The following is a 24,793-nucleotide window of genomic DNA, read 5'->3' as shown; positions in this document are numbered from 1 at the left end:
GCTTTTGCGTCAGGTTAGATTTGCGCCCAAACACTTTCTAAGATGTTGGTTTGGCTGCGGTCTGGTCCTACCGAGAAGGTCGAAATGCGGACACCGACTAATTCAGAGATGCGGTGAACGTAATTGCGTGCATTTTCTGGCAGATCTGCCAATGTTTTACAGCCAGTAATGTCTTCAGACCAGCCAGGAAGTTCTTCGTAGACCGGTTTGCAGCGGTTCAACTCTTTCAAGCTTGCTGGGTAATGATAGATCAATTCGCCGTCTAGTTCATAAGCGGTACAGATTTTCACGGTTTCTAAACCGCTCAAGACATCGATCGAGTTAAGGGATAGGTTCGTAATCCCTGAGACCCGTTTTGAATGGCGCATCACGACGGTATCAAACCAGCCCACACGGCGAGGACGTCCTGTCGTTGTTCCGTATTCACGACCGATCTTACGAATTTGTTCACCTGTTTCATCAAACAGTTCCGTTGGGAAAGGACCATCGCCTACCCGAGAGGTGTAAGCTTTGCAGACACCAACGACTTTGTTGATTTTTGAAGGACCCACACCACTACCGATAGTGACACCTCCAGCAACGGGGTTGGATGACGTTACGAAAGGATAGGTTCCTTGGTCGATATCCAGCATCACGCCTTGTGCCCCTTCAAATAAAACCCGTTTGCCTTCATCTAAGGCATCGTTAAGGATCACCGAAGTATCCGTCACATATTTTTTGATTTGTTGGCCATATTCGTAATACTCTTCAAAAATGTCTTCAAAGGCAATTGGTTTTGCATCGAACATTTTCACGAATTGACGATTTTTTTCTTCTAAGTTGATGCGTAGACGTTCTTCAAAAATTTCCTTGTCTAAAAGATCAGCGATCCGAATGCCGACTCTGGCCGCTTTATCCATGTAGGCTGGTCCGATCCCTTTGATCGTCGTACCGATCTTGTTGTCACCTTTGGCATCTTCTTGCAGCTGATCCAAATGGATATGGTAAGGTAAAATAACATGTGCACGATCAGAGATCTTTAAGTTTTCTGTTATTATATTGTTTTCTTTCAAGTATGCTAATTCTTTAACTAATGATTTCGGGTTCACAACGACCCCGTTTCCAATGACACTGATTTTATCTGCATAAAAGATCCCTGAAGGAATCAAATGCAGTTTATAGGTCACACCGTCAAATTTAATCGTATGGCCGGCATTGTCTCCACCTTGATAACGTGCAATGACTTCCGCGTTTTCACTCAAAAAGTCCGTAATCTTTCCTTTACCTTCATCGCCCCATTGTGTACCTACTACTACTACAGATGACATATAATGACCTCTTTCTTTAATTAGTGCATTCCTTAAGTATTGTAACAAGATTAGCAAGCTCTTTCAATCTAAAATCGAATAATCGTTTTAAATTCTCATTTTTCAGGGGTAAAAAACGAACTATTTTCTTTGGAATAATTATTTATACACGTAAAAACGAATAAAGTCGGCACATAAAAAAAGCCCTACTACCATCAGCGCGATGCGGATGGTAGCAAGAGCTAGTGTTTCTCAGATAGCTAGTTGTCTTACCCGAACTCTTCTCGTGGCGAGACCGAGGAGAATTTATTGTATTCTTTGATGAATAGAAGTTCGACCGTCCCCCGGGCACCACTCCGGTTTTTTTCAATAATGACTTCGATCACATTGTTGTTTTGTTGTTCCTCTGGTTCATCGTCATCGTCGCCTTCACTGCGGTAGTAGTCATCCCGATACAAGAAAGCAACGATATCGGCATCCTGCTCGATCGACCCTGATTCCCGGATATCACTTAAAACAGGACGTTTGTCTTGTCGCTGTTCCACACCCCGAGAAAGCTGAGACAGTGCAATCACCGGCACTTTCAATTCCTTCGCCAGTTTCTTTAATTGGCGAGAGATCTCAGAGACTTCTTGTTGGCGGTTTTCGCGACCCGTTCCTTCAATCAACTGCAAATAGTCGATCAATATCAAGCCGAGATTGCCTTTTTCTTGCGCCAGTTTCCGACAACGTGCCCGAATCTCAGAGATCTTGATCCCGGGGGTATCATCGATATAGATATTGGCGTTAGAAAGACTGCCCATGGCAACGATCAAATTCCGCCACTCTTCTTCTGAGAGCTGCCCCGTCCGCAAGTGACTGGCCTCAATCGAGCCTTCCGCACAAAGCATCCGGTTGACCAATGATTCAGCCCCCATTTCCAGACTAAAGATCGCCACGGAACGATCGGTTTTCGTTCCGACATTTTGTGCGATATTCAAAGCAAATGCGGTTTTCCCTACCGCGGGGCGGGCAGCCAGAATAATCAGCTCTTCTTTTTGCAGCCCCGCCGTCATTTTGTCTAAAGCCGCATAACCCGTAGGTAATCCGGTGATTTCTTCGTTGTTTTGCGCCAGCTGATCGATCGTTTCGATCGTCCGATTCAAGACTTCCGCTATCGATTGGAAGCCATTGCTGTTGCGCTTTTCGGATACTTCTAAAATACTTTTTTCTGCTTGATCAATGATCGACTGCACATCTTCATCTTGTTCAAAGCCTTTGGTTACGATACGGCTCGCTGTTTGAATCAGATTGCGTAACGTAGCTTTGTCGTCAACGATCTTCGCATAATAAGCAATACTTGCTGCTGATGGTGAAGCTTGACTCAATTCAGTCAGATACGTCAGGCCGCCAACATCTTCAAGACTATTGCTTTTTTCAATTTCTGCTTTCAACGTGATCAAGTCGATCGATTCACTACGGTCGTTCAACTGGATCATTGCTTGAAAAATTATTTGATGGCTGCGGCGATAAAAATCTTCTGGGGCGATTACTTCCATTGCATCGATGATCGCATCGGCATCTAAAAAGACTGCCCCTAGGACCGCTTGTTCCGCTTCAATATCTTGTGGGGGAACTTGATTTTGCCAAACTTCATTCATGCCATTCGCTCCTTCGTCCATTCATTCTACAAGATTCCCATCCAAAGTACAAGATTGCTTGAACGTTTGCCGAAAAAAACCCAACATATGACTGTTGGGAGTAATGCTTATTCTTGAATGGTATGAACATTGATCGTTGCTGTTACTTGTGGGTGCAATTTTACAGGTACTTGCGTGAAGCCTAATGCACGAATCGGCTGATCCAATTCGATTTTACGTTTGTCGATCTTGATTTTGTATTGCTTGTTCAAGGCATCTGCGATTTGTTTTGATGGGATCGAACCGAACAAGCGGCCATCTTCCCCTGCTTTGGCATTGATCTTCACAACGGTTTCTTCTTTTTCAAGAAGTGCTTTTAACTCTTTCGCTTCTGCTAAGACTTCCGCATCTTGTTTTTCTTTGGCTTTTTGTTTGCCTTTTAATTCTGCCATGCTTTCATTGTTGGCAGGTTTGGCTAAGTTGTTTTTGATCAGAAAGTTTTGTGCGTAGCCATTAGGGACTTCCTTGATATCGCCTTTTTTGCCTTTGCCTTTGACATCTTGTAAGAAAATAACTTTCATCTTGGTCACTCCTTGTTATTGTTCATTTTTCGTTAATTCCGCTCGCAGCTGGTTTTCTACATCACCAATGCTGCTGTTCTTTATTTGCGTGGCTGCGTTGGTAAAATGTCCGCCGCCGCCTAATGCCTCCATCAAGGTTTGTACATTGACTTTACCAGTGCTTCTAGCACTGATACCGATCAAATCTCCTGGTTGTTTCGTAATGACAAATGCGGCATGGATCCCATTGATCGATAGCAGAGTATCGGCCGCTTTCGCAACAGTGACACTATCGTACACCCGATCTTCATCTGCTGCAGCAATCACGATATCTTCTCGGAAATGCTGGCTGCGAGAAACCAGTTCACTGATCATCAAATAGGAATCGAGATCCGTACTCAACATGTATTGAACCAATGACGTATCTGCGCCTTGGTTTTTCAAATAACCAGCAATATCAAAGGTCCGACCAGTGGTTCGCACCGTGAAGTTCTTCGTATCCACGTAGATGCCCGCTAATAAGGAAGTCGTAATAAATTTCGGGACTTGCGATCTGCGAGAAGCACGATACTGGATCAATTCTGCTACCAGTTCCGATGCCGAAGACGCGGAAGATTCAATATACGTCAATAGTGGCTTATCGGGAAACTCATCCCCGCGACGATGGTGATCGATCACTGCGATTTTGTCAAATTCATCATAGACCGCTTGCGAGATCGACATCGACGGCTTATGGTAATCTACCATCACTAGCACACTTTCTTCATTTGATAAATTAACTGCTTCTTCCCCAGTGATCACAAATCGTTCCAGCTCGGGGTATTTTTTCAATTCTTCCAATGCCCGTTGAATGTCTGCGGTGATCTCTTTTGGATTTAAAATGATGTAGCATTCTTTATCGCTCATCATCGCCATGTAAGCCACCCCAAAAGCCGAACCTAAGGCATCCATGTCTGGGTAACGATGACCCATGATAAAGATCCGCTGGTTTTCAGCAAAAATCTTTCTCAACGCCGTACTCATGGCACGAGAACGAACACGCGTTCTCTTGGGTGTGCCGTCTGTATTGCCACCAAAGAATTGCGGTTTTGCTTCTTCTTTGGCTTCTTTTAAAACGACTTGATCACCGCCGCGAACTAACGCAATGTCGAGATTGTTTTGTGCCACTTCCCCGATCTCTTCAAAAGACTCTTCCCCATAGGAGATCCCCATACTGATCGTTAATGGCAGATCATTTTTTTCCGCAACTTGCCGTACTCTAGTCAAAAATTGGAATTTTTCTTCCTTCATCCGCTCAATATCTGAATACTTCGCGACGAAAAGAAACCGCTCGGAATTGATTCGTTTGTAAAAAACATGATTCTCACTTGCCCAATCAGAAATCAATGTCGTGATCAGCGAGTTCAAATAAGAAACTTGTTTGTCGTCTTTTTTCTCAATCAAATCATCGTAATTATCAATTGAAATCAACCCAATTGCTGCCATCTTTTTTACCCCTCAATGTATCATCCCATTTTTTTGAAGCTTTGTTCCTTATTTTACCACAAAACAATCAAATAGGCGATTGATGCAAAAAAGTTCCACGTGAAACTTTTTTGGTGAACCAACCAGGAAAAAATTTCTATCATTCGTTATTCTATCTATATATAAAATAACAAGTTACTCTTCGATGGATAAAAAAATTGACAAGCTTCAAAAGAAACTTGTCAATGAAAATCATTCGATTTATTCTTCGCCTACGAATGGAAGTAATCCCATGATACGCGCACGTTTGATTGCAATGGTAAGTTTGCGTTGGTTTTTCGCACCAGTACCAGTTACACGACGTGGTAAGATTTTACCGCGTTCTGAAATGAAACGTTTTAGTAATTCAATATCTTTATAATCGATATGTTCAATATGGTTTGCAGCAATGTAGTCTACTTTACGACGTTTGCGTCCGCCTCTTCTTTGTTGTGCCATCCTATTTCCCTCCTATCAATTTCTTAGAATGGTAAATCATCGTCTGAAATGTCGATTGATGAGTTTCCGAATGGATCGGAGTTGTCTCGATCAAAATTAGGCATTCCTGATGGTTGAGAGGATTGAGTTTGATTTGAGTTATTGTTACCAAATCCAGAAGAACTGTTTGAGTTATACGTATTGTTACTGCCAGATCCGCTATCAGTTGTGCGTCTTTGCTCGGAAGCATTCCGCGACTCTAATAATTGGAAGTTGTCAGCAACGACTTCTGTTACATAAACACGTTGGCCTTGTTGGTTGTCGTATGAACGGGTTTGAATACGTCCAGTAACCCCTAATAAAGTTCCTTTGCGTGCATAGTTTGCTAATGTTTCCGCTGGTTTTCTCCAAATAACACAGTTGATGAAATCAGCTTCGCGCTCTCCACTTTGGTTGGTAAAATTGCGGTTTACCGCCAAGGTAAAGGTTGCGACACCAGTGCCATTAGAAGTGTAACGTAAATCAGGATCTTTGGTTAGTCTTCCTACTAGTACAACATTATTAATCAAAGTTCATCATCTCCTCATCGCTTTTGTTTCATGTGAAACAATATTATGCTTCTTCTTTGACAATCATGTGACGGATAATGTCATCATTGATTTTCGCAAGACGGTCAAACTCGTTGATTGCACTTGCAGTTGTTGAAGAAGAAACTTTAACGATGTGATAGATACCCTCACGGAATCCATCCATTTCATACGCTAGACGGCGTTTTTGCCAATCTTTTGATTCGATAACTTCAGCGCCGTTATCAGTTAAGATTGAGTCAAAACGAGCGATCAATGCGGCTTTTGCTTCTTCATCAATGTTTGGACGAATGATATATAAAATCTCATATTTCGTGTTTTCCATTGATTTTTCACCTCCCTGTGGACTTTGGCCCCTAGTTTTTCTAGGAGCAGAGAGAGTGGTCTAATTAGACTACTCACAAATAATTATTATACACTTTTTTCGTCCTTACTGCAAGCTGTTTTTTTGCGTCCCTGCATCTACCCATCACCGCAAACAATCGCTTACACTGATAAATACGTCAGCTGCTGACGATTTTTTGAAAAAGAGTAAGAAGACAGCAAGCTGCAGGTTCGCAGGTTGCTGTCTTCCTAGAAAACGTATTGCTTATTCTTGTGTATCCGTGGTGTCTTCCGTTGCTTCTTCCACAACTGGTACGTCTTGTACCGCTGTTTCTTCAGCAGTCGCTAGTTCTTCTTCGACTTCTGGTTCAACCGTTGCCATCGTCACTACTTTGGCATTGTTTTCCATCTTCATCAAACGAACCCCTAAGGTTGCCCGACCAGTTTGGGAAACAGTCGCTACATTGAAACGAATCAAGACGCCTTTATCGGTGATCACCATGATGTCTTCCTCACCGCTGACCGTCGTCAAGCCGGCTAATGGACCGTTTTTCGCCGTAATATTGGCTGTTTTGATCCCTTTTCCGCCACGACCTTTGATTGGGTATTCAGAGCCTTTGGTACGCTTGCCATAGCCGTTCTCAGTGATGACCAAGACTTCACTGTCTTCTGTGATCACAGCGGCGCCTACCACGTAGTCTCCGTCTCTTAGACGAATGCCTCGCACACCAGCAGCTGTTCGGCCCATATCCCGCACAAGCGCTTCTTTGAAGGTCACAGAGTAGCCATCGTGGGTTCCGATGATCACGACATCTTCGCCGTGGGTTTCAATTACATTGACCAACTCATCATTTTCCCGAAGACCGATCGCAATCAGACCATTGGCACGGATATTTGAAAAGGCCGTCACTGAGGTCCGTTTGACCACACCTAGACGCGTCGTGAAGAACAAGTAGCGTCCTTCTTGAGGCCCACCAGAAGCCGAAATGATCGCTTCGATCCGTTCGCTAGAATCGATCCCTAGGAGATTGATCACAGGGATCCCTTTGGCTGCCCGACCATACTCAGGAATTTCATAGCCTTTGGCTTTGTAAACTTTCCCTTTATTGGTGAAGAACAGTAATGTGTCATGAGTCGAACAAGAAACCAACGTCTTCACGAAGTCTTCATCGTGGATCCCCATTCCTTGAACGCCACGTCCGCCGCGGCGTTGTGCACGGAATTCAGACTTAGCTACTCGTTTGATGTACCCATTGTTCGTCAAGGTAATGACGATTTCTTCTTCTTCGATCAAATCTTCATCTTCAAGACTTAAGACTTCCCCAACCAATAATTCAGTCCGCCGATCATCACCAAAGCGTTGGCCTAATTCTTGCAACTCCGTTTGAATGATCTCTAGGACTCGTTGTGGATTTGCTAAAATGTCTGTCAAATCAGCGATAAATTCTAACAAACCTTGGTACTCGTTTTCGATCTTGTCGCGTTCCAAACCAGTCAAGCGACGCAAACGCATATCTAAAATCGCTTGCGCTTGGCGATCGGACAATTTGAAGCGCTCCATCATGCTATTTTTCGCTTCATCATCAGAATTTGATGCCCGGATCAAAGCAATGATCTCATCGATATGATCCAATGCGATCCGTAATCCTTCCAAGATGTGGGCACGAGCTTCTGCTTTGTTTTTATCAAACTGTGTCCGACGAGTCACCACTTCTTGTTGGTGCTCGATGTAGTTTTCTAAAATTCGTTTCAAGCTCAAAATCTTCGGCACGCCTTTTTCAATGGCTAACATATTAAAGCCAAAAGAAGATTGCAGTGCAGTCATTTTGTAGAGATTGTTTAAGATCACCGACGCACTGACGTCGCGACGAACGTCGATCACGATCCGCATGCCTTCACGAGATGATTCATCCCGCAGATCGGTGATTCCTTCGATCCGTTTGTCACGGTGCAGCTCAGAGATCCGTTCGATCAACTTCGCTTTATTGACCATATACGGCAATTCAGTCACTAAGATCCGTTCTTTGCCGTTGGGCATTTCAGTCACTTCGACTTTTCCGCGAACAGTGATCGAACCTTTCCCTGTTTCATAGGCACGGCGAATACCGGATTTTCCCATCACGATCCCGCCAGTTGGGAAGTCTGGTCCTGGTAGGACTTCCATCAATTCACTCGTTGTGACTTCTGGATTTTCCATCAATAGATCGATGGCTGCAATGACTTCATTCAAGTTATGAGGCGGGATATTGGTCGCCATCCCAACAGCGATCCCAGTCGTCCCGTTGACCAAAAGGTTCGGGAAGCGGGCAGGTAATACCGCTGGTTCTCGTTCTGTATCATCATAGTTGCTTTGGAAATCAACGGTATCTTTGTTGATGTCCCGCAGCATCTCCATCGCCAGTTTACTCATGCGGGCTTCGGTATACCGCATCGCAGCGGCACCGTCACCATCGACTGAACCAAAGTTTCCATGGCCATCGACTAGCATGTAGCGATAGCTAAAGGGCTGTGCCATCCGCACCATTGATTCATAGATCGCACTGTCACCATGGGGATGGTATTTCCCCATGACATCGCCGACGATCCGGGCTGATTTTTTATGGGGCTTGTCTGGTGTGACCCCTAATTCATTCATTCCATATAAAATTCGGCGGTGAACCGGCTTTAAGCCATCCCGCACATCTGGTAAAGCCCTAGCAACAATTACACTCATTGCATAATCGATAAAGGACTCGCGCATTTCACTGGTCAGATTGACGTCATGAATATTTTGTTTTGCTTCTTCACTCAAGCTGTTTCCTCCTCTACGATTGGCTAGATGTCAAGATTTTTCACGTAGTGCGCGTTTTCTTCGATAAAGGCCCGTCTTGGTTCGACGCGATCCCCCATCAGCATTTCAAAAATTTGATCGGCTTCTATGGCATCATCTACGCTGACCCGCAGCATCATCCGGTTTTCAGGGTCCATCGTGGTTTCCCATAACTGGTGATCATCCATTTCACCTAGACCTTTGTAGCGTTGAACCGTTGGTTTTGGTGTCGCAGGCAGTGATTCAATCGTATTTTTCAAATCTTGTTCGGCATTCTTGCCGGGTTGGATATAGTGGATATTTTTCCCTTGTTTGACACCGTACAATGGCGGTTGTGCGATATAGACATAACCAGCTTCAACGATTGGACGCATATAACGATAGAACAGCGTCAAAAGTAGGGTCCGGATATGGGCACCATCGACATCGGCATCGGTCATGATAACTAGCTTGTGGTAACGGGCTTTTGCTACATCAAAATCAGCACCAAACCCAGTTCCCATTGCCGTAAACAATGAACGGATCTCTTCGTTTGCTAAGATTTTGTCCATGCTGGCTTTTTCGACATTTAAAATCTTCCCACGGATCGGTAAGATCGCTTGGAATTCGCGACTGCGGCCTTGTTTTGCTGAACCGCCGGCAGAATCTCCTTCGACGATAAACAATTCGCATTTTTCTGGATCATTACTGGAACAGTCGGCTAATTTCCCAGGTAAGTTACTGATTTCTAACGCACCTTTTCGGCGAGTCATTTCCCGCGCACGTTTGGCTGCTTGACGGGCTTTTGATGCCAAAAGTCCTTTTTCCACGACTTGACGACCCACATTCGGGTTTTCCATCAAGAATTTCGTGAAATGTTCGGAAAAAAGACGATCAGTGACTGTCCGCACTTCCGAATTTCCTAATTTGGTTTTCGTTTGTCCCTCAAACTGAGGATCTGGATGCTTGATAGAGATAACTGCCGTCAATCCTTCCCGAACATCTTCTCCGGTCAGGTTTTCGTCGTTTTCTTTCATCAATTTTGACTTGCGGGCGTAATCGTTGATCACCCGTGTCAAGGCAGTCTTAAACCCGAATTCATGGGTTCCGCCTTCATAGGTATGGATGTTGTTGGCAAAACTCAACAGATTGCTGTGGTAGCTATCGGTATATTGCATGGAAACTTCAACCGTGATTCCTTGTTGTTCTCCTTCTAAGTAGATCGGATCTGGGAAAATCACTGTTTTACTCGCATTCAAATGCTCCACATAGCTCTTGATCCCGCCGTCGTAATGATATTCTTTCAAGACGGGTTTTTCTTCCCGTTTGTCTTCGATCGAGATTTTTAAACCTCGGTTCAAGAAGGCTAATTCCCGAACCCGCGTCGCTAATTTGTCAAAATTGAATACAGTTGTTTCCGTAAAGATCTCTGGATCTGGAACAAAGTGGACGGTCGTTCCGTGGCGGTCGGTTTCATCGATCACTTTTAAGTCATCAACGACTGCCCCACGATGGTATTCTTGATAATACACTTTACCTTCCTTGTAGACTTTTACATCTAAAGTCGTGGATAGCGCATTAACGACGGAGGAACCTACCCCGTGCAGTCCACCAGATACTTTGTAGCCGCCGCCGCCGAATTTCCCGCCGGCATGCAGGATCGTAAAGACGGTTTCTACCGCTGGACGACCTGTCTTGGCTTGGATATCAACGGGGATCCCCCGACCGTCATCGACGACCGTAATACTATTATCTGGTTCAATGATCACTTGAATACTTGAGGCAAAGCCTGCTAGTGCTTCATCGATCGAGTTATCGACGATTTCCCATACTAAGTGGTGCAAACCTTCTGAACTGGTAGAACCAATGTACATCCCAGGTCGTTTGCGGACGGCTTCTAGCCCTTCCAGCACTTGGATCTGACTGGCATCATAGGCTTTCGCACGTTCAACTAAGCTTTTTTCTTCTTCTGTCATTCAGTCTATTCTCCTTTAATATGTCCTTGCTCTACATAAAAAATCTCTGCTTCCACAGACATTTTGTCTTTCACATGTTCTAATGTCGTCGTTGTCAGAAAGGTCTGAACTTTTCCTTCAATGGTCTCCAATAAATGCAGTTGTCGGGAATCATCCAGCTCACTCATGACGTCATCTAATAAAAGGACGGGATATTCTCCCGTTTCTTCTTTCATCAAATCGATTTCTGCCAATTTAACACTTAAGGCCGTCGTTCGCTGCTGTCCTTGCGAGCCAAAGGTCTGAACATTTTTCTCATTGATCAAAAAATCCAGATCGTCTCGATGGGGACCTGCCAGCGTGACTTGCCGAAATCGTTCACGGTCTTTGACTTGTGCCAAGGCTTTGACAAATTGCTGTTGGATCTCCTCCAGCGTATTCGCCTCACCGGGCACATTCGATAAGTAGTCGATCTGCAAGGTTTCTTTTCCTTGGCTGATCTTTTGGTGCAGCTGATTTGCCCAATACGCCAAGCGCTGAACAAACCGTTGTCTGGCTAAAATGATTTTACTGCCGAAAGCCACCAGCTGTTCCGTCAAAACATCTAAATAGATCTCATCGGTCTGTTTTTTTTCATTCAGCTGTTTTAAGTATTGATTGCGCTGTTTCAAAACGGATTGGTATTGAACGAGATCATAGAGATAGATTGGATCGATCTGCCCAATTTCCATATCGAGAAATTTGCGGCGGACTTGGGGACTTCCTTTTACAAGGGAGAGGTCTTCTGGAGCAAATAAAATGACATTCAACTGCCCTATGTAACTACTGAGCTTTTTTTGCTCAATGTGGTTTACTTTCGTTTTTCGTCCTTTTTTTGACAAAAACAGTTCTAACGGGATCGTTGAGCGTCCCCGACTGACACTGCCAGAGATCCGCGCACCTTCTGTGTCCCAGCGAATAAGTTCTTGCTCACTGGAGGTGCGGTGGCTTTTGGTCATCGCCAATACATAGATGCTTTCTAAGATATTGGTTTTTCCTTGCGCGTTTTCGCCTAAAAAAATGACCAGACCTTTCTCAAAAGTCAGTGTCAGCGAATCATAGTTCCGATAATTGCTTAAATGCAACTCATTCAGCCGCATCGGCGTCTTCCTTCTTCACCATAAAAAAAGTACCTTCATCAGGTAGCTCAATACGCATTCCCGCATACAATTTGCGCCCTCGTCGATTTTCTGGCTCGCCGTCGACAAAAACGGTGTGCTCTGCAAGGTACCATTTCGCTTGGCCGCCGCTGCTGATCACACTGACTTCTTTGAGCATTTGTCCAAGTGTCATATATTCCGTTTCTAACGGTATTTGCATTTTCATAATTCCCCTCAATTCTATCAAAGAGCGTTTAGCTCTATTATACTCTTTTTTTGCCAAGAAAACAAATTCATCGGCATATTTTTCATTCTCAGAAGACTTACTGCTTTTAGATAAAAAAGAAGCCAAAATAGAAAAAAGGGCTTAAAAACGATTTTAAGCCCTTTTAACTCATTTATTCATTTTCAGATGATTGTTTCAACTTTTTTCAAAAGACATGAAAAACTAGTTGGTGCGCACCGGTGTGATCAGCTGGATAAAGCTGCCTTTGCTCTCTGTTGGCTCCAACGTAAAGGGACGAATCGCTGAGATAAAGCGGATCACGATGCTGGTGTCACCAAATGCTCGTAGTGCAGCTTTCATATAGTCAGGATTGAAAGAGATCTCTAATGGGTCGCCGGTCACTTTTTCAAAAGAAAGGTCTTCTTCCACTTTCCCGATTTCTGGTGAGTTTCCATATAAGACAACGGCTTCCTCGGAGATCGCCAAACGAACGATGTTGTTACGGCCTTCATGAGAAAGCAATGACGCCCGTTCGATAGCTTGTAACAATTCTGGCACAGAAAATTCAATTTCAGTATTGAAGCTTGAAGGGATCAGACGATTGGTATCTGGGTAAGTTCCTTCCAATAAACGAGAATAGAATTTCATAGTTTTCGTTTGGAACAATACTTGGTTATCCATAATGCTGATTTGGATCGCTTCTTCCTCATCCGTTAAGGAACGAGAAAGTTCCGTTAAGCTTTTGCCGGGAATCACGATATTGAAGGCTGTTTCCCCGCTTTCCAAGGGAATCACCCGTTGGCTCAGACGGTGTGAGTCCGTCGCAACAGCTAATAATTTTTGATTTTCTAAGACAAAGTGGACCCCAGTCAAGATCGGACGGCTTTCGTGTTGCGAAACCGCAAAGACTGTTTCACTAACGATCTTATTCAATACGTGCGCTGGAATCTCGATCGAATCTTGACTTTCGACAACTGGTAAATGTGGATAACTATCGGCATCTAAGCCGTTGACGGTAAAGTTGGCTTTTCCAGAAGTGATCGCTACTTGATTATTGTCTAAAACTTCTAACGTTAAGGTACTTTCAGGCAAACGACGAACGATTTCACTAAAGAAACGTGCTTGTAAAACGATCGCTCCTGTTTTTTCGATTTGCATTTGCGCTTTTTCGTTTTCCACACTTAAAAAAGTTTCAATGGAAATATCGGCATTGCTCCCAGTCATGGTCAATCCTTTTTCTGAAAGGGACAATTTTACCCCAGTTAAGATCGGGATGGTGGTTTTGGTTGAAATTGCCCGTTGGACAGTTTGTAATTCTTGCATGAACTCTGTTCGATTTAAAGTTAGCTTCATAGCGATACTCCTTTAATTTATAGTTATTAAATAAAAGTAATAGTAGTAATAGGCTTGTTAGTAATGTGGATAACTCGAGAAAAGAGTGATTAGACTAACGAAAACGCCTGTGAATAACTTGTGGACAACTTTTTTGGTTTTTTATTTATTATCAACAGATCAGCTGAAGAGGATTTGTTTGATTTCAGCGATCTCATTTTTGATCGTAGGATCTGTTTCGACTAAATGCTGAATTTTTTCGTGGGCATGAATGACCGTGGTATGGTCTTTGCCGCCAAATTCGCCGCCGATTTTTGGTAAAGAACTATCGGTCAATTCTCGAGAGAGATACATCGCGATCTGCCGTGGCACGACGATGCCTTTGACCCGTTTTTTCCCTTTTAGATCATTGACATGAATGTGATAGTATTTTGCGACTTCTTCTTGGATCTGTAAAATCGAAACTTGGGTCGAGCCATGGCTTGATTTCAAGGCTTTGATGGCTTCAGCTGCCAAGCTGGTTGTAATGTCTGAGTTTTGCATCGTAGCAAAAGCTTGTACCCGGACGAGTGCTCCTTCAAGTTCCCGGATATTCGAATCGATCTGTCCAGCAATATAACTTAAGGTATCGTCGGGGATCTCCAAGCGTTCGGCTTCGGCTTTTTTCCGCAAAATCGCGGTCCGCGTCTCTAGATCCGGCGGGGTGATGTCAACGGACAAGCCCCAAGCAAAACGAGAAACCAAACGTTCCGGCAAAGTTGGGATCTCATTTGGCAAACGATCACTTGTCAGGACGATCTGTTTATTATTGCGATACAGTTCTTCGAAGGTATTAAAGAATTCTTCTTGGGTTCCTTCTTTATTTACTAAGAATTGAATATCATCCACCAACAAAAGATCAACATTGCGGTATTCGTTTCGAAAATCTTCCATTTTGTTCTTTTGAATAGAAGTAATGAAATCATTGGTGAAATTTTCACTACTAACATACTTGATTTTTGCATTGGGACGTTTCAGCAACATTTGATGACCGATCGCATGCATCAAGTGGGTTTTCCCTAAACCAACGCCACCATAGAAGAACAGCGGATTATAAATAGACCCAGGATCTTCAGCAACAACTAAAGCAGCAGCATGGGCCATTTGATTGCCTTTCCCGATGACAAAGGTATCAAATGTGTATTTTTCATTTAAAATCGATTTCGGCGGCTGCTCGTTTTCTTCTGCAGTTGTTTTAATAGTAGATGGGGCTGTTTTTAAAGCTTCTGCTTCTTCGACAGTCACAAAACTAGGAATCAATTCTTCACCAGTTTTCATAAATCCCATTTCAACAATTTTGGCAGCTAGATTTTTTTCCCAATAAGATTTATGAAGATCGCTGGGTACTTCGATCAGCAGCTGATTTTTTTCAAACGACAAGACATTGGCAGTCTCGATCCAAGCGCTATAACTGGCCGGATTCAGCTCTTCTTTAAAGGATCGTTGAAGATCTTGCCAAATAGAATCAGCAGATGGCATAAATTGTCCTCCTATAACTAAGAATAGATATAACTAAAATAGCACGGATTGAAAAAGTTTTCCACAGATTACGATAAAAAAGGTTAGAAAAAAATACTTTTCCACAAAACGGGATAAATGAAAAAAGGAAATGCACATGTTCGAAATTCGACTATCCACAGGTAGAAAAAGAATGTGAATAACTGTAAAAAAATCTCCTTTATCCACAGATCAATGTGAAGATCACGCCTTGATAATACTAGGTTTTAGGGTAGTTATCAACAACTTGGAAAACGATTGTGGATAACTTTTCTACAGGCTGTTTGTTTGTGGAAAAAGCCAAAATAACTCTGGGGAAAAAGTTATCCACAAAAATTGGCTATAAACAGCAAACCCACACAAATCAAGGGGATTGTGGATAAAGAATGCCCGATTTTGAGCAAACTTCTTATTGACAAACTAGTACTTGACTCGTTATACTATCAAAGTATGTCTGTGCGCATAAGCATTATCCTGATGGAGGTGGAAATAAATGAAAAGAACGTATCAACCAAATAAACGTAAACGTCAAAAAGTTCACGGATTCCGTAAACGTATGAGTACAAAAAATGGACGTCGTGTTTTAGCTAGCCGTCGTCGTAAAGGCAGAAAGGTTATTTCTGCGTAAGCCACTGAATGCCAGTGGTTTTTTTTTATGCCGTTTTTGCGGAATATAGTGTCTGACTTTTGGCAAATATGGTATTATTGACAGGTGAGTGGTTACGGATTCAATCCGTTTCGCGAAGCTTAATTGAAAGAAGTGAAGGAACCGAAGATGAGAAAATCCTATCGAGTAAAAACAGAGCAAGATTTTCAAAAAGTTTTTCAGGCAGGAAATTCTTTTGCAAATCGGAAGTTCGTGGTGTATGTCTTACCTAAAGAGCAATCACATTTTCGAGTTGGTTTATCTGTAGGGAAAAAAGTCGGTAATGCAGTGAAGCGAAATGAGATCAAGCGCAAGATCCGTGCGAGTTTAACGGAAATGAAGCCGCGGATCGAACCAGCGGTCGATTTCATCGTGATCGCTCGTCCAAGTATCGCCACTTGTTCCTCAAAGGAAATCTACTCGAATTTAGAGCATGTTTTAAAGCTTGCCAAAATTATTCATTAATGGAAAGGAATTAGTTACGTGAAAAAAGGGAAACGCGTCTTACTATTTTTGGGAGTTCTCTCATTAGTAGTTGTCTTATCTGCCTGCGGTGCAACAGGTGAAGTAAATGCACAAAGTACTGGTCTATGGGATCGTTACATCGTTTATTATTTTGCAGAGGCGATCAAAGCCCTCTCCTTCGGCAATGCCGGGATCGGGATCATCCTCTTTACATTGATCATTCGGGTCATTTTGATGCCGTTGATGCACTTTCAAACCAAAAGCATGCGCAAAACGCAAGAATTACAACCGAAGCTAAAAGCGCTGCAGCAGCAATATGCATCAAAAGATACAGAAACACAAAGCAAGTTAAAAGAAGAAACACAACGTTTGTATGCAGAAAACAATGTCAATCCCTATGCTGGCTGTCTACCATTATTGGTACAAATGCCGATTTTGATGGCCTTGTGGCAATCGATCTCACGGGTTCCTGCTTTGCAAGAAGGAAAATTCTTATGGCTGCAGCTGGGTGATCGTGACCCATACTTCATCTTGCCGATTTTAGCGGCGCTCTTTACTTTTGCAAGTACCTATTTATCAAGTATGAGCCAAGTGGAATCAAATGCGAGTCTGAAAATCATGAATTTCGCTATGCCGATGATGATCTTGCTGATGGGGATCAACATTGCCAGCGGTCTTTCCTTGTACTGGGTCGTTTCCAATGCATTCCAAGTTGTGCAAACGTTGATTCTAAATAACCCATTCAAGATTCGCCAAGAAAGAGAAGAAGCCGCCCGCAAAGAACGCGAGCGTGAACGTGCGCTGAAAAAAGCAATGAGTCCTAAAAAGAAACGGAAAAAATAAGAGGAGGTTGCACTGCAATGCCGATTTATGAAAATCTGACAGTAGCTGAAGCAATTCAAGAGGGATTGCAAGTCCTTGGTATCACCAAAGATCAAGCAGTAATCGAAGTCCTGGATGAAGGAAAAAAAGGCTTCTTGGGGCTAGGAAAAAAACAAGCACGGGTCTCCATTGAAAAAAGAATCGTTGAAGAACCGGCACCCGTTGAAGAAGTACCAGCAAAACCGCTGGTAGAACCAGATCCTGTGACGACAGAGGATGCAAGCAGTGTGATGGAGGCGGCCGCGAGCGAACCTGTTTTGCTGACGGATCTTTCCGATGAGGAAGCACTGGCTCAGTTGGGACTCTATCTGACAAATATTTCAAAAGCATTGAATGCACCTGCCTTAGTAAAAACCGCTCGTCAAGACGGCGTGATCGTTTTTCATTTAGAAACGCAAAAACAAGGCATTTTAATTGGGAAGCACGGCAAAACCTTGAATGCATTGCAATATTTGGCGCAAGTTTACATTCACCGCATCGCGAAAAACAAATTATCGATCGTTGTGAATGTCGGGGATTACCGTGAAAAACGTCAAGCGATCTTAGAACGTTTGGCCAGTCGTACTGCTGAAAAAGTCAAACGAACTGGTCGCCCGGTCTTTTTAGAGCCGATGCCGGCGTTTGAAAGAAAGCAGATTCATTCCGTATTGAGTAAAGATGCGTATGTTCAAACTCATTCTGAAGGGGATGAACCGTATCGCTACTTAGTAGTGGAACCTGCGGACAAACGAATTTAATGAAAAAAGGGAAAGGCGCTCTGACAAGCCTTTCCCTTTTTTGATGGGAAAAAGCGATTGACAACAAATTTAAAACCAAGTATCCTTGACTAGAAATCATTCTTATCAAAGTCAACATACGTTACGTAGGTCAGCCTTTGGTATCAAAAAAGAGTCCGTATGCCGCGGACTCTTTTTTGTATTTTTTTTGATGATAGAGGGAATTAGCCGCCGATGGTTGATTGAGTAAATTGAACCACCGTACCATAGGCAAAGATCTCAAGATAGGTTTTGTCGCCTTCGACGATGCGATCGTGTTCGAAATGACAGTTGATCACCGCGTTCGCGCCATAGCTGTGGGCGGTTTCTTTTAAGCGATAAGTCACATCTGCCAACAGGTCGTTCAAGTTCACAGATGTATCAAATAGATCTACTTCGATTTTGTCTGCCGCAAAGACGATATCCCGCACGACATAAGGCCGATTCACGTTTCCTGTCGATAAAATGATTTCCTTAATGCGGGCAGCACTGTTTGATGATTTGATGGTTTCCATAATAGATCACTCTTTTCTTATTTCTTTGCTTTTATTTTAAAGGTTTTTGCCTACAGATGCAAAATTTAAAAGTTTTTCAAGGAAGCTTGCGACTGGCGCCAAAATGTGCTAATCTATTTCCAGAATTTAATTGACAAGCAGTCAAAGTGCTAAGTCTACTCGTTTTTATTGATTTTCAATCAATTTGACGGGTGGAGTGGGCACTTTTTTTATGTGAAAAAATAGGAGGAGTATGCAACATGGCGAATATTACGCAAGAATTTGATACGATTGCCGCAATTTCCACCCCGCCCGGCGAAGGGGCCATCAGTATTGTGCGATTAAGCGGGGAAGAAGCGATCGCAATTGCGGATCGGATTTTTCAAGCAGGCACTAAAACCCTCGCCCAAGTCCCAAGTCATACGATCCATTATGGTCATATCGTGGATCCAGAGGAAAGTCGTTTGATGGATGAAGTGATGCTTTCAGTGATGAAAAAGCCACGGACCTTTACCCGAGAAGATGTCGTTGAGATCAACTGTCATGGCGGGATCGTGGTCGTCAATCAACTCTTGCAGCTGGTTTTACGCCAAGGGGCACGGCTGGCTGAGCCGGGGGAATTCACGAAGCGGGCCTTTTTGAATGGACGTGTCGACCTTTCTCAAGCCGAGGCGGTGATGGATCTGATTCGTGCCAAGACCGATAAAGCGATGAACCTCGCCGTCAATCAGTTGGATGGCAATCTTTCCCACTTGATTCGGACTTTACGCCAAGAGATTTTAGAGACGCTGGCGCAAGTTGAAGTGAATATCGATTACCCTGAATACGATGATGTGGAAGAATTGACGACCCGCTTATTGCTAGAAAAAGCCACGATGGTCAAAGGGCAGATCCAAGCCTTATTAGCGACAGCCCAACAAGGAAAAATTTTGCGAGAAGGTCTGAGTACTGCGATCATCGGTCGGCCGAATGTCGGTAAATCCAGCTTATTGAACCATTTATTAAGGGAAGAAAAAGCCATCGTGACAGACATTGCTGGTACGACTCGAGATGTCATTGAAGAGTATGTCAATGTTCGCGGGGTACCGTTGAAACTGATCGATACGGCTGGTATCCGCGAAACAGAAGATGTCGTTGAGAAAATCGGGGTCGAACGCAGCCGCAAAGCACTGGCAGAAGCGGAGTTGATTTTGCTGGTTCTCAACCAAAGCGAAGGATTGACCCAGGAAGACAAACAATTGCTGGAGCTAACTGCTGGCAGCCGTCGGATCATCTTATTGAATAAGACCGACCTTGAGCCAAAATTAGCACCCGCTGAGTTAGCGCAGTACGCAGCAGATGAACCGATTTTTTCTGTCTCTGTGTTGACGAGTGAAGGCTTGGATCAACTGGAACAAGCCATTGCCGATCTATTCTTTGGGGGGAAGACCACTGATAAGGATGCTTCCTATCTTTCTAACACCCGCCACATTGCCTTATTAGAAAATGCCGTTCAGTCGTTGTCTGAGGTCATCCAAGGGATTGAAGCAGGAATGCCTGTCGACTTGGTTCAAATCGATATGACACGCTGCTGGGACTATCTAGGAGAAGTTGTCGGCGATAGTGTCCAAGATGAGTTGATCACCCAATTATTTAGTCAGTTTTGTTTAGGAAAATAAAGAATGCGCCACTGGCGTAAAAAGGAGAACACCATGCAAGAATATCAAGCAGAAAGTTATGACGTGATCGTTGTTGGGGCCGGCCATGCCGGATCAGAAGCGGCCTTGGCAGCTAGCCGCATGGGGGCAAAAACCCTCTTGCTGACTATCAACTTAGACATGGTCGCATTCATGCCTTGCAATCCCTCCGTCGGCGGACCAGCGAAAGGTGTCGTGGTGCGCGAAATCGATGCTTTAGGCGGAGAAATGGGCAAAAATATCGACAAAACCTACATCCAAATGCGGATGCTCAATACAGGAAAAGGTCCCGCTGTGCGGGCCTTGCGGGCGCAAGCCGATAAACATGCCTATGCGGCTGAAATGAAACGAACGATCGAAAAAGAAGCCAATTTGACACTGCGCCAAGGAATCGTTGAAAAGCTGATCGTTGAAGAAGGCGAATGTCGTGGCGTCGTGACCTCTACAGGCGCTCGTTACCAAGCCCAAGCTGTAGTGATCACTGCAGGAACAGCGTTGCGAGGAGAGATCATCATTGGAGAGTTGAAATATTCTTCTGGTCCAAACAACTCGCAACCATCGATTGGACTAGCCGATCATTTGAAAGAGCTTGGTCTAGAGATCGCTCGTTTTAAAACCGGTACACCACCGCGGGTGAAATCCAGCACCATCAACTATGAGGTAACGGAGATCCAGCCTGGCGATGAACAACCGAATCACTTTAGTTATAGCACACCCGATGAAGCCTACAATCAAAACCAAGAACCTTGCTGGTTGACCTATACGAACGAAGGGACCCACCAAATCATCAACCAGAATTTACACCGGGCGCCGATGTTTACAGGGATCGTCGAAGGAGTAGGTGCCCGTTATTGCCCATCCATCGAAGACAAAATCGTGCGTTTTGCAGACAAATCTCGTCACCAACTATTCTTGGAACCAGAAGGGTTGAACACCGAAGAAGTGTATGTTCAAGGGCTTTCTACTTCTATGCCAGAAGACGTCCAAGTCCAAATGCTGCATTCCATCGCAGGTTTAGAAAAAGCGGAAATGATGCGGACGGGCTACGCCATTGAATATGATGTCGTGGTACCTCATCAATTGCGTCCAACATTAGAAACCAAAGTCATCGAAAACCTCTTTACGGCAGGACAAACCAACGGAACCAGCGGCTATGAAGAAGCGGCCGGTCAAGGCTTGATCGCCGGCATCAATGCCGCTTTGAAAATTCAAGGCAAAGAACCCTTCATTATGAAACGCAGCGACGGTTATATCGGTGTAATGATCGATGATTTGGTGACTAAAGGAACCAATGAACCATACCGTTTATTGACCTCTCGTGCCGAATACCGCTTATTGCTGCGTCATGATAATGCCGATCTGCGTTTGACCGAAGTGGGACATCAAATTGGGCTTGTACCAGAAGCGCAATACGAAGCATATATAGCGAAAAAAGAAGCTGTTGAAGCAGAAATCAAACGTTTATCCAAAATCCGCATCAAACCAACGCCAGAAGTACAAGCGTATTTGACTGCCAAAGGGACGGCCACCTTGAAAGATGGCGTTTTAGCAAATGAATTCTTGCGTCGGCCTGAAGTGACGTATGCCGAAATGCTGCAATTTATCGAAGCCAATGAAGCATTGAAACCCAAAGAAATCGAACAAGTCGAAATCCAAATCAAATACGAAGGTTATATTAAAAAAGCCCTCGAAAAAGTGGAGAAACTCAAACGGATGGAAGCCAAACGTATTCCTGAAAACATCGACTATGCCGCTATCAATGGCTTGGCAACAGAAGCCAAACAAAAACTGCAAAAAATCCAACCCGAAACCATCGCCCAAGCGAGCCGTATCAGCGGAGTAAACCCAGCTGATATTAGTATTTTGATGGTGTATATCGAACAAGGGAAGATTGCAAAGGTTTAAAGACGGTTAATATTCTTTGAAAAACCAATTTATAAATGGTAAATAGAGTGTCAAAAGCCCGCTGCGAAAACAGGCTCTTTGTCAATAAGGACTGATGAGTTGTGCAAAATCAAATCTGGGTCAGAATGAACCACATTCTGGCTCAGATTTTTTGTTATCTCACTTTGATTAATTGATTGATCAAAAAGATTCTAATTCTCATGTTCTCGAATGATTTAAATCCGTAGGATACTCGTTTCATTGTCTTTATGTGGGTATTCTTCGCTTCTATTTTTCCATTGGAATAAGGATAGATCATTGCGTTGGTGATGCCTTCTTCATGGGTAAGAAGGTTTTGAAGCTTTTCCCGAAAGCTGTCATCTAACGTTTCAGGAAGTTCTGTCAATAAGGAGAAAAATAAGTCAGGGTCTTTGTCTCGAAAGGCTTCAACTAATTCATGAAAAAAGGGATACGCCTCCTTCAGGGGCGTAGAAAACTCAAGCAATCGATCAATCATCATTGCTTCAGTAAGAAATGGGTATTTTGGTGCTCGGAAACTTTTCCATGTTTTGTATTCATAATGGTTGATGTTTGCACGATTTTTTAGCAAAAAGCGCCAATTCTTTTTCAGTTTTTCTGCCTGGCTTTTCTGTCCTGCTTTACGAAGTTCATTCATTTCACGGATACGCAACTCATTGAACGCTTGATTCATGTGTTTGACAATATGAAACCGATCAATCACTATTTTCGCTTTTGGCAGAACACGTTTGGTGAGCTGGAAGTAGGCGGCGTTCATGTCTGTCACCAAAAATTCTACTTCTTCTGGATTGGTACACCCTAAGAAATAGCTTGTTAATCGAGGTAATTTACGCGTAGGCAAAACATCGATTAATTTTCCTGTTTCACCATCTGCGCAAATAAAGCTCATTTTATCTTCTATGGAAGCATGCGAACGAAATTCATCAACCATCAATACTCTTGGGAGAATCTTCTTAGATTGTTTTGGTAAATAGCTTTTAAACTCTTTTAATGTACGAATAACGGTGGTCAAAGATACCTGACAGCTTTTCGCAATAAAAGATAAAGATACTTTTTCAGTCAGTAAAGAAGCAATTTTATATCTCACATGATTTGCGATTGAATGTCTGGGTTGGACAAAATAACTTTGAGCAGTCCAATGGGTGCGACAGTTTTTACAGGTATAGCGCTGCTTTTTTAGGCGCATAACCAAAGGCATATGATTGTATTGCTCAAAACGGACAATCGTTTCCTTCTTCCCATTTTTCACTATAATTGATTTCCCGTTTCCATCTACCACAGTAGAACCACAACTTCTACAAGCACGAGGATTAGGCGAGAGAACAGCATCGACGACCAATGTCTTTTTCTTCTGAAGGGTCTCGTAAGAGACCTCTGTAATCATCAAATCTTTCTCTGTTATTCTCAGCATTTTTTTGATAGAATCATTCATATAGCATATCGTCCTCTCAGTTGTTTATTTTGTGGTGATTTAATCATACTAGAGAACGATATGTTTTTTAATACCTAAAATGAAAATGGGGCTGAAGAATCAATTCTGATTCATCAGTCCCATAAATTATAGAGCCCGAAAACAATTCGCAGCGGGATTTTTGTGTTAGCAATTGAATTATTCCACTTTTTCAATCGTAGTGGTTCCCCAATTCATGATGTTGCTGAGATGGACATAGCCATCGTACAAATTCAAGAAAATCGAGAAGGCACAGACGATATAGATCAATACATAAAAATTATTGGCTTTTTTGTTACGCCATAAAACAAAGCCATCTAAGATCAGTCCTAAAGGAAAAAGAAAGGAGCCGATTCCAGCTAACAGTAGCAAGAGCAGACTTTCATCTTTATCTGCTGCCATCGTTCTTTGGAGTAACGACAATTTTTCTTTTTTGTCGTTGATTTCTTGATTATTGGTTTCGATCCGCTCTTTTAAGGCTTCGTTCTCACGTAAAAGCTCATCGATCGAGACTTGATAGAGATCGCTCAACAAAATCAAATTCTCAATATCTGGATAGCCGCGCCCATTTTCCCATTTCGAAATCGACTGGCGTGAAATCTGTAATTTTTCTGCGACTGCTGTTTGCGACAATCCCGAAGACTCGCGACAGCTTTTTAATTGTTCTGCTAAAGCCAATGTATGCTCCTATCTGCTATTTAACAACTAGCTTCCCATTTGAGATCGTGGTTACGACACTCCCATTGGTAGTGATTATACCTGCTTTTTGCTTAAACGTACAGGTGGCTTTGGTGGACGTGTGAGTTAATGAACTAGAAGTGATACTTCCTCTGTGAGCAACTAAACTTAAATTCGAAGTGCCTGTAAATTGATTGCGGCTATTGACCGTTACATTATAACTAGCGGTCCAATTACCGGCGGATGTTTTGGACACACGATACGTTCCCGCTGCCAGATTTGCTCGGAATGACGGCAATTTTTCAATGGTCAAAATTACCTCATTGCCTTCTTCATCTACCGTGATCAGCTGCTCATAGGGACTATCTGATGCTAGGTCATAAACGAGTTCTGGTTCTTCCACTGTCTGGGCGGCAGCTGGGAGAGCAAAGAGGAAACAAATAAAAATAAACGGCACAAAAAATAATTTTTTCACAAACACCACTCCTTGTACTTTTGATAATTCAAGTATACAAGGTTTATTTAGTTAAA

23 protein-coding genes are annotated in these 24,793 nt (G+C 43.2%); 6 read left to right on the top strand and 17 right to left on the bottom strand.

Annotated elements, in window-relative coordinates:
* Positions 1-14 precede the first annotated feature (14 nt).
* The 13 genes from A5870_RS13735 to dnaA all read right to left on the bottom strand — a co-directional run bounded on the left by A5870_RS13735 (position 15) and on the right by dnaA (position 15,275).
* Positions 15-1,307, bottom strand: coding sequence for an adenylosuccinate synthase (locus tag A5870_RS13735; protein ID WP_005226376.1), 1,293 nt, complete (start codon positions 1,305-1,307; stop codon positions 15-17).
* Between the two features lie 248 nt (positions 1,308-1,555).
* The gene (gene dnaB, locus A5870_RS13730; RefSeq protein WP_005226374.1) at positions 1,556-2,926 is read right to left on the bottom strand and encodes a replicative DNA helicase; all 1,371 of its coding nucleotides are present in this window, start codon (positions 2,924-2,926) and stop codon (positions 1,556-1,558) included.
* Between the two features lie 107 nt (positions 2,927-3,033).
* A complete protein-coding gene (gene rplI, locus A5870_RS13725; RefSeq protein ID WP_005226371.1) occupies positions 3,034-3,486 on the bottom strand; it encodes a 50S ribosomal protein L9 in 453 nt (150 codons plus the stop codon).
* Positions 3,487-3,501: 15 nt separating this feature from the next.
* Complete coding sequence (locus A5870_RS13720; protein WP_015508681.1) at positions 3,502-4,950, bottom strand: DHH family phosphoesterase; 1,449 nt, start codon at positions 4,948-4,950, stop codon at positions 3,502-3,504.
* A gap of 240 nt (positions 4,951-5,190) precedes the next feature.
* Positions 5,191-5,427 carry a 30S ribosomal protein S18 gene (gene rpsR / locus A5870_RS13715; protein ID WP_005226367.1) on the bottom strand — a complete coding sequence of 79 codons (237 nt, stop codon included), beginning with the start codon at positions 5,425-5,427 and terminating at the stop codon, positions 5,191-5,193.
* 23 nt (positions 5,428-5,450) lie between these two features.
* Positions 5,451-5,975 carry a single-stranded DNA-binding protein gene (ssb, locus tag A5870_RS13710; protein WP_005226365.1) on the bottom strand — a complete coding sequence of 175 codons (525 nt, stop codon included), beginning with the start codon at positions 5,973-5,975 and terminating at the stop codon, positions 5,451-5,453.
* 43 nt (positions 5,976-6,018) lie between these two features.
* The gene (gene rpsF / locus A5870_RS13705) at positions 6,019-6,318 is read right to left on the bottom strand and encodes a 30S ribosomal protein S6 (RefSeq protein ID WP_005226363.1); all 300 of its coding nucleotides are present in this window, start codon (positions 6,316-6,318) and stop codon (positions 6,019-6,021) included.
* Positions 6,319-6,582: 264 nt separating this feature from the next.
* Positions 6,583-9,108, bottom strand: coding sequence for a DNA gyrase subunit A (gyrA, locus tag A5870_RS13700; protein ID WP_010748472.1), 2,526 nt, complete (start codon positions 9,106-9,108; stop codon positions 6,583-6,585).
* Positions 9,109-9,131: 23 nt separating this feature from the next.
* A complete protein-coding gene (gene gyrB / locus A5870_RS13695; RefSeq protein WP_005226359.1) occupies positions 9,132-11,081 on the bottom strand; it encodes a DNA topoisomerase (ATP-hydrolyzing) subunit B in 1,950 nt (649 codons plus the stop codon).
* Between the two features lie 5 nt (positions 11,082-11,086).
* Positions 11,087-12,199: a DNA replication/repair protein RecF gene (recF, locus tag A5870_RS13690; RefSeq protein ID WP_077453246.1), complete on the bottom strand. Its 1,113-nt coding sequence runs from the start codon at positions 12,197-12,199 to the stop codon at positions 11,087-11,089.
* Positions 12,186-12,425: a S4 domain-containing protein YaaA gene (gene yaaA, locus A5870_RS13685; RefSeq protein ID WP_077453248.1), complete on the bottom strand. Its 240-nt coding sequence runs from the start codon at positions 12,423-12,425 to the stop codon at positions 12,186-12,188. Before yaaA ends, recF begins: the two co-directional genes overlap by 14 nt.
* Before the next feature lie 222 nt (positions 12,426-12,647).
* Positions 12,648-13,778: a DNA polymerase III subunit beta gene (gene dnaN, locus A5870_RS13680; RefSeq protein WP_086293475.1), complete on the bottom strand. Its 1,131-nt coding sequence runs from the start codon at positions 13,776-13,778 to the stop codon at positions 12,648-12,650.
* Between the two features lie 159 nt (positions 13,779-13,937).
* The gene (gene dnaA, locus A5870_RS13675; protein WP_077453250.1) at positions 13,938-15,275 is read right to left on the bottom strand and encodes a chromosomal replication initiator protein DnaA; all 1,338 of its coding nucleotides are present in this window, start codon (positions 15,273-15,275) and stop codon (positions 13,938-13,940) included.
* A gap of 511 nt (positions 15,276-15,786) precedes the next feature.
* Between dnaA and rpmH the strand changes: the two genes are divergently transcribed.
* The 4 genes from rpmH to jag all read left to right on the top strand — a co-directional run bounded on the left by rpmH (position 15,787) and on the right by jag (position 18,023).
* Positions 15,787-15,921 carry a 50S ribosomal protein L34 gene (rpmH, locus tag A5870_RS13665; protein WP_002356012.1) on the top strand — a complete coding sequence of 45 codons (135 nt, stop codon included), beginning with the start codon at positions 15,787-15,789 and terminating at the stop codon, positions 15,919-15,921.
* A 147-nt stretch (positions 15,922-16,068) separates the two neighbouring features.
* Positions 16,069-16,404 (top strand): ribonuclease P protein component, encoded by a 336-nt coding sequence (gene rnpA / locus A5870_RS13660; RefSeq protein WP_015510644.1) that lies wholly within the window; start codon positions 16,069-16,071, stop codon positions 16,402-16,404.
* A gap of 18 nt (positions 16,405-16,422) precedes the next feature.
* Positions 16,423-17,247 (top strand): YidC/Oxa1 family membrane protein insertase, encoded by an 825-nt coding sequence (locus tag A5870_RS13655; RefSeq protein WP_077453252.1) that lies wholly within the window; start codon positions 16,423-16,425, stop codon positions 17,245-17,247.
* A gap of 17 nt (positions 17,248-17,264) precedes the next feature.
* The gene (jag, locus tag A5870_RS13650) at positions 17,265-18,023 is read left to right on the top strand and encodes an RNA-binding cell elongation regulator Jag/EloR (protein ID WP_005232929.1); all 759 of its coding nucleotides are present in this window, start codon (positions 17,265-17,267) and stop codon (positions 18,021-18,023) included.
* 203 nt (positions 18,024-18,226) lie between these two features.
* Here jag and A5870_RS13645 read toward each other — a convergent pair whose 3' ends face one another.
* Positions 18,227-18,556 (bottom strand): heavy metal-binding domain-containing protein, encoded by a 330-nt coding sequence (locus tag A5870_RS13645; RefSeq protein WP_005226284.1) that lies wholly within the window; start codon positions 18,554-18,556, stop codon positions 18,227-18,229.
* Positions 18,557-18,795: 239 nt separating this feature from the next.
* Between A5870_RS13645 and mnmE the strand changes: the two genes are divergently transcribed.
* Positions 18,796-20,193 carry a tRNA uridine-5-carboxymethylaminomethyl(34) synthesis GTPase MnmE gene (gene mnmE / locus A5870_RS13640; protein WP_086293473.1) on the top strand — a complete coding sequence of 466 codons (1,398 nt, stop codon included), beginning with the start codon at positions 18,796-18,798 and terminating at the stop codon, positions 20,191-20,193.
* Positions 20,194-20,226: 33 nt separating this feature from the next.
* A complete protein-coding gene (gene mnmG, locus A5870_RS13635) occupies positions 20,227-22,116 on the top strand; it encodes a tRNA uridine-5-carboxymethylaminomethyl(34) synthesis enzyme MnmG (RefSeq protein ID WP_086293471.1) in 1,890 nt (629 codons plus the stop codon).
* Positions 22,117-22,270: 154 nt separating this feature from the next.
* Here mnmG and A5870_RS13630 read toward each other — a convergent pair whose 3' ends face one another.
* The 3 genes from A5870_RS13630 to A5870_RS13620 all read right to left on the bottom strand — a co-directional run bounded on the left by A5870_RS13630 (position 22,271) and on the right by A5870_RS13620 (position 24,746).
* Positions 22,271-23,566, bottom strand: a complete 1,296-nt coding sequence (locus tag A5870_RS13630) for an ISL3 family transposase (protein WP_086292156.1) — start codon at positions 23,564-23,566, stop codon at positions 22,271-22,273.
* A 177-nt stretch (positions 23,567-23,743) separates the two neighbouring features.
* Positions 23,744-24,262 carry a helix-turn-helix domain-containing protein gene (locus tag A5870_RS13625; protein WP_005226263.1) on the bottom strand — a complete coding sequence of 173 codons (519 nt, stop codon included), beginning with the start codon at positions 24,260-24,262 and terminating at the stop codon, positions 23,744-23,746.
* A gap of 16 nt (positions 24,263-24,278) precedes the next feature.
* Entirely contained in the window at positions 24,279-24,746 is a 468-nt protein-coding gene (locus A5870_RS13620; RefSeq protein WP_081117589.1) for a DUF5626 family protein, read from the bottom strand.
* Positions 24,747-24,793: the final 47 nt, after the last annotated feature.

It is taken from the genome of Enterococcus sp. 2G9_DIV0600 (assembly GCF_002140615.1).
In the GTDB taxonomy this organism is placed as follows: Bacteria; Bacillota; Bacilli; order Lactobacillales; family Enterococcaceae; genus Enterococcus_D; species Enterococcus_D innesii.
The sequence above is the reverse complement of the archived record's forward strand: the minus strand, read 5'-3'. Positions and strand labels throughout refer to the sequence as shown.

Coding starts and splice junctions, on each gene's coding strand:
- A5870_RS13735 (WP_005226376.1), bottom strand. CDS start 1,307: ATGTCATCTGTAGTAGTAGTAGGTACACAATGGGGCGATGAAGGTAAA.
- dnaB (WP_005226374.1), bottom strand. CDS start 2,926: ATGAATGAAGTTTGGCAAAATCAAGTTCCCCCACAAGATATTGAAGCG.
- rplI (WP_005226371.1), bottom strand. CDS start 3,486: ATGAAAGTTATTTTCTTACAAGATGTCAAAGGCAAAGGCAAAAAAGGC.
- A5870_RS13720 (WP_015508681.1), bottom strand. CDS start 4,950: ATGGCAGCAATTGGGTTGATTTCAATTGATAATTACGATGATTTGATT.
- rpsR (WP_005226367.1), bottom strand. CDS start 5,427: ATGGCACAACAAAGAAGAGGCGGACGCAAACGTCGTAAAGTAGACTAC.
- rpsF (WP_005226363.1), bottom strand. CDS start 6,318: ATGGAAAACACGAAATATGAGATTTTATATATCATTCGTCCAAACATT.
- gyrB (WP_005226359.1), bottom strand. CDS start 11,081: ATGACAGAAGAAGAAAAAAGCTTAGTTGAACGTGCGAAAGCCTATGAT.
- recF (WP_077453246.1), bottom strand. CDS start 12,199: ATGCGGCTGAATGAGTTGCATTTAAGCAATTATCGGAACTATGATTCG.
- yaaA (WP_077453248.1), bottom strand. CDS start 12,425: ATGAAAATGCAAATACCGTTAGAAACGGAATATATGACACTTGGACAA.
- dnaN (WP_086293475.1), bottom strand. CDS start 13,778: ATGAAGCTAACTTTAAATCGAACAGAGTTCATGCAAGAATTACAAACT.
- dnaA (WP_077453250.1), bottom strand. CDS start 15,275: ATGCCATCTGCTGATTCTATTTGGCAAGATCTTCAACGATCCTTTAAA.
- rpmH (WP_002356012.1), top strand. CDS start 15,787: ATGAAAAGAACGTATCAACCAAATAAACGTAAACGTCAAAAAGTTCAC.
- rnpA (WP_015510644.1), top strand. CDS start 16,069: ATGAGAAAATCCTATCGAGTAAAAACAGAGCAAGATTTTCAAAAAGTT.
- jag (WP_005232929.1), top strand. CDS start 17,265: ATGCCGATTTATGAAAATCTGACAGTAGCTGAAGCAATTCAAGAGGGA.
- A5870_RS13645 (WP_005226284.1), bottom strand. CDS start 18,556: ATGGAAACCATCAAATCATCAAACAGTGCTGCCCGCATTAAGGAAATC.
- mnmE (WP_086293473.1), top strand. CDS start 18,796: ATGGCGAATATTACGCAAGAATTTGATACGATTGCCGCAATTTCCACC.
- mnmG (WP_086293471.1), top strand. CDS start 20,227: ATGCAAGAATATCAAGCAGAAAGTTATGACGTGATCGTTGTTGGGGCC.
- A5870_RS13630 (WP_086292156.1), bottom strand. CDS start 23,566: ATGAATGATTCTATCAAAAAAATGCTGAGAATAACAGAGAAAGATTTG.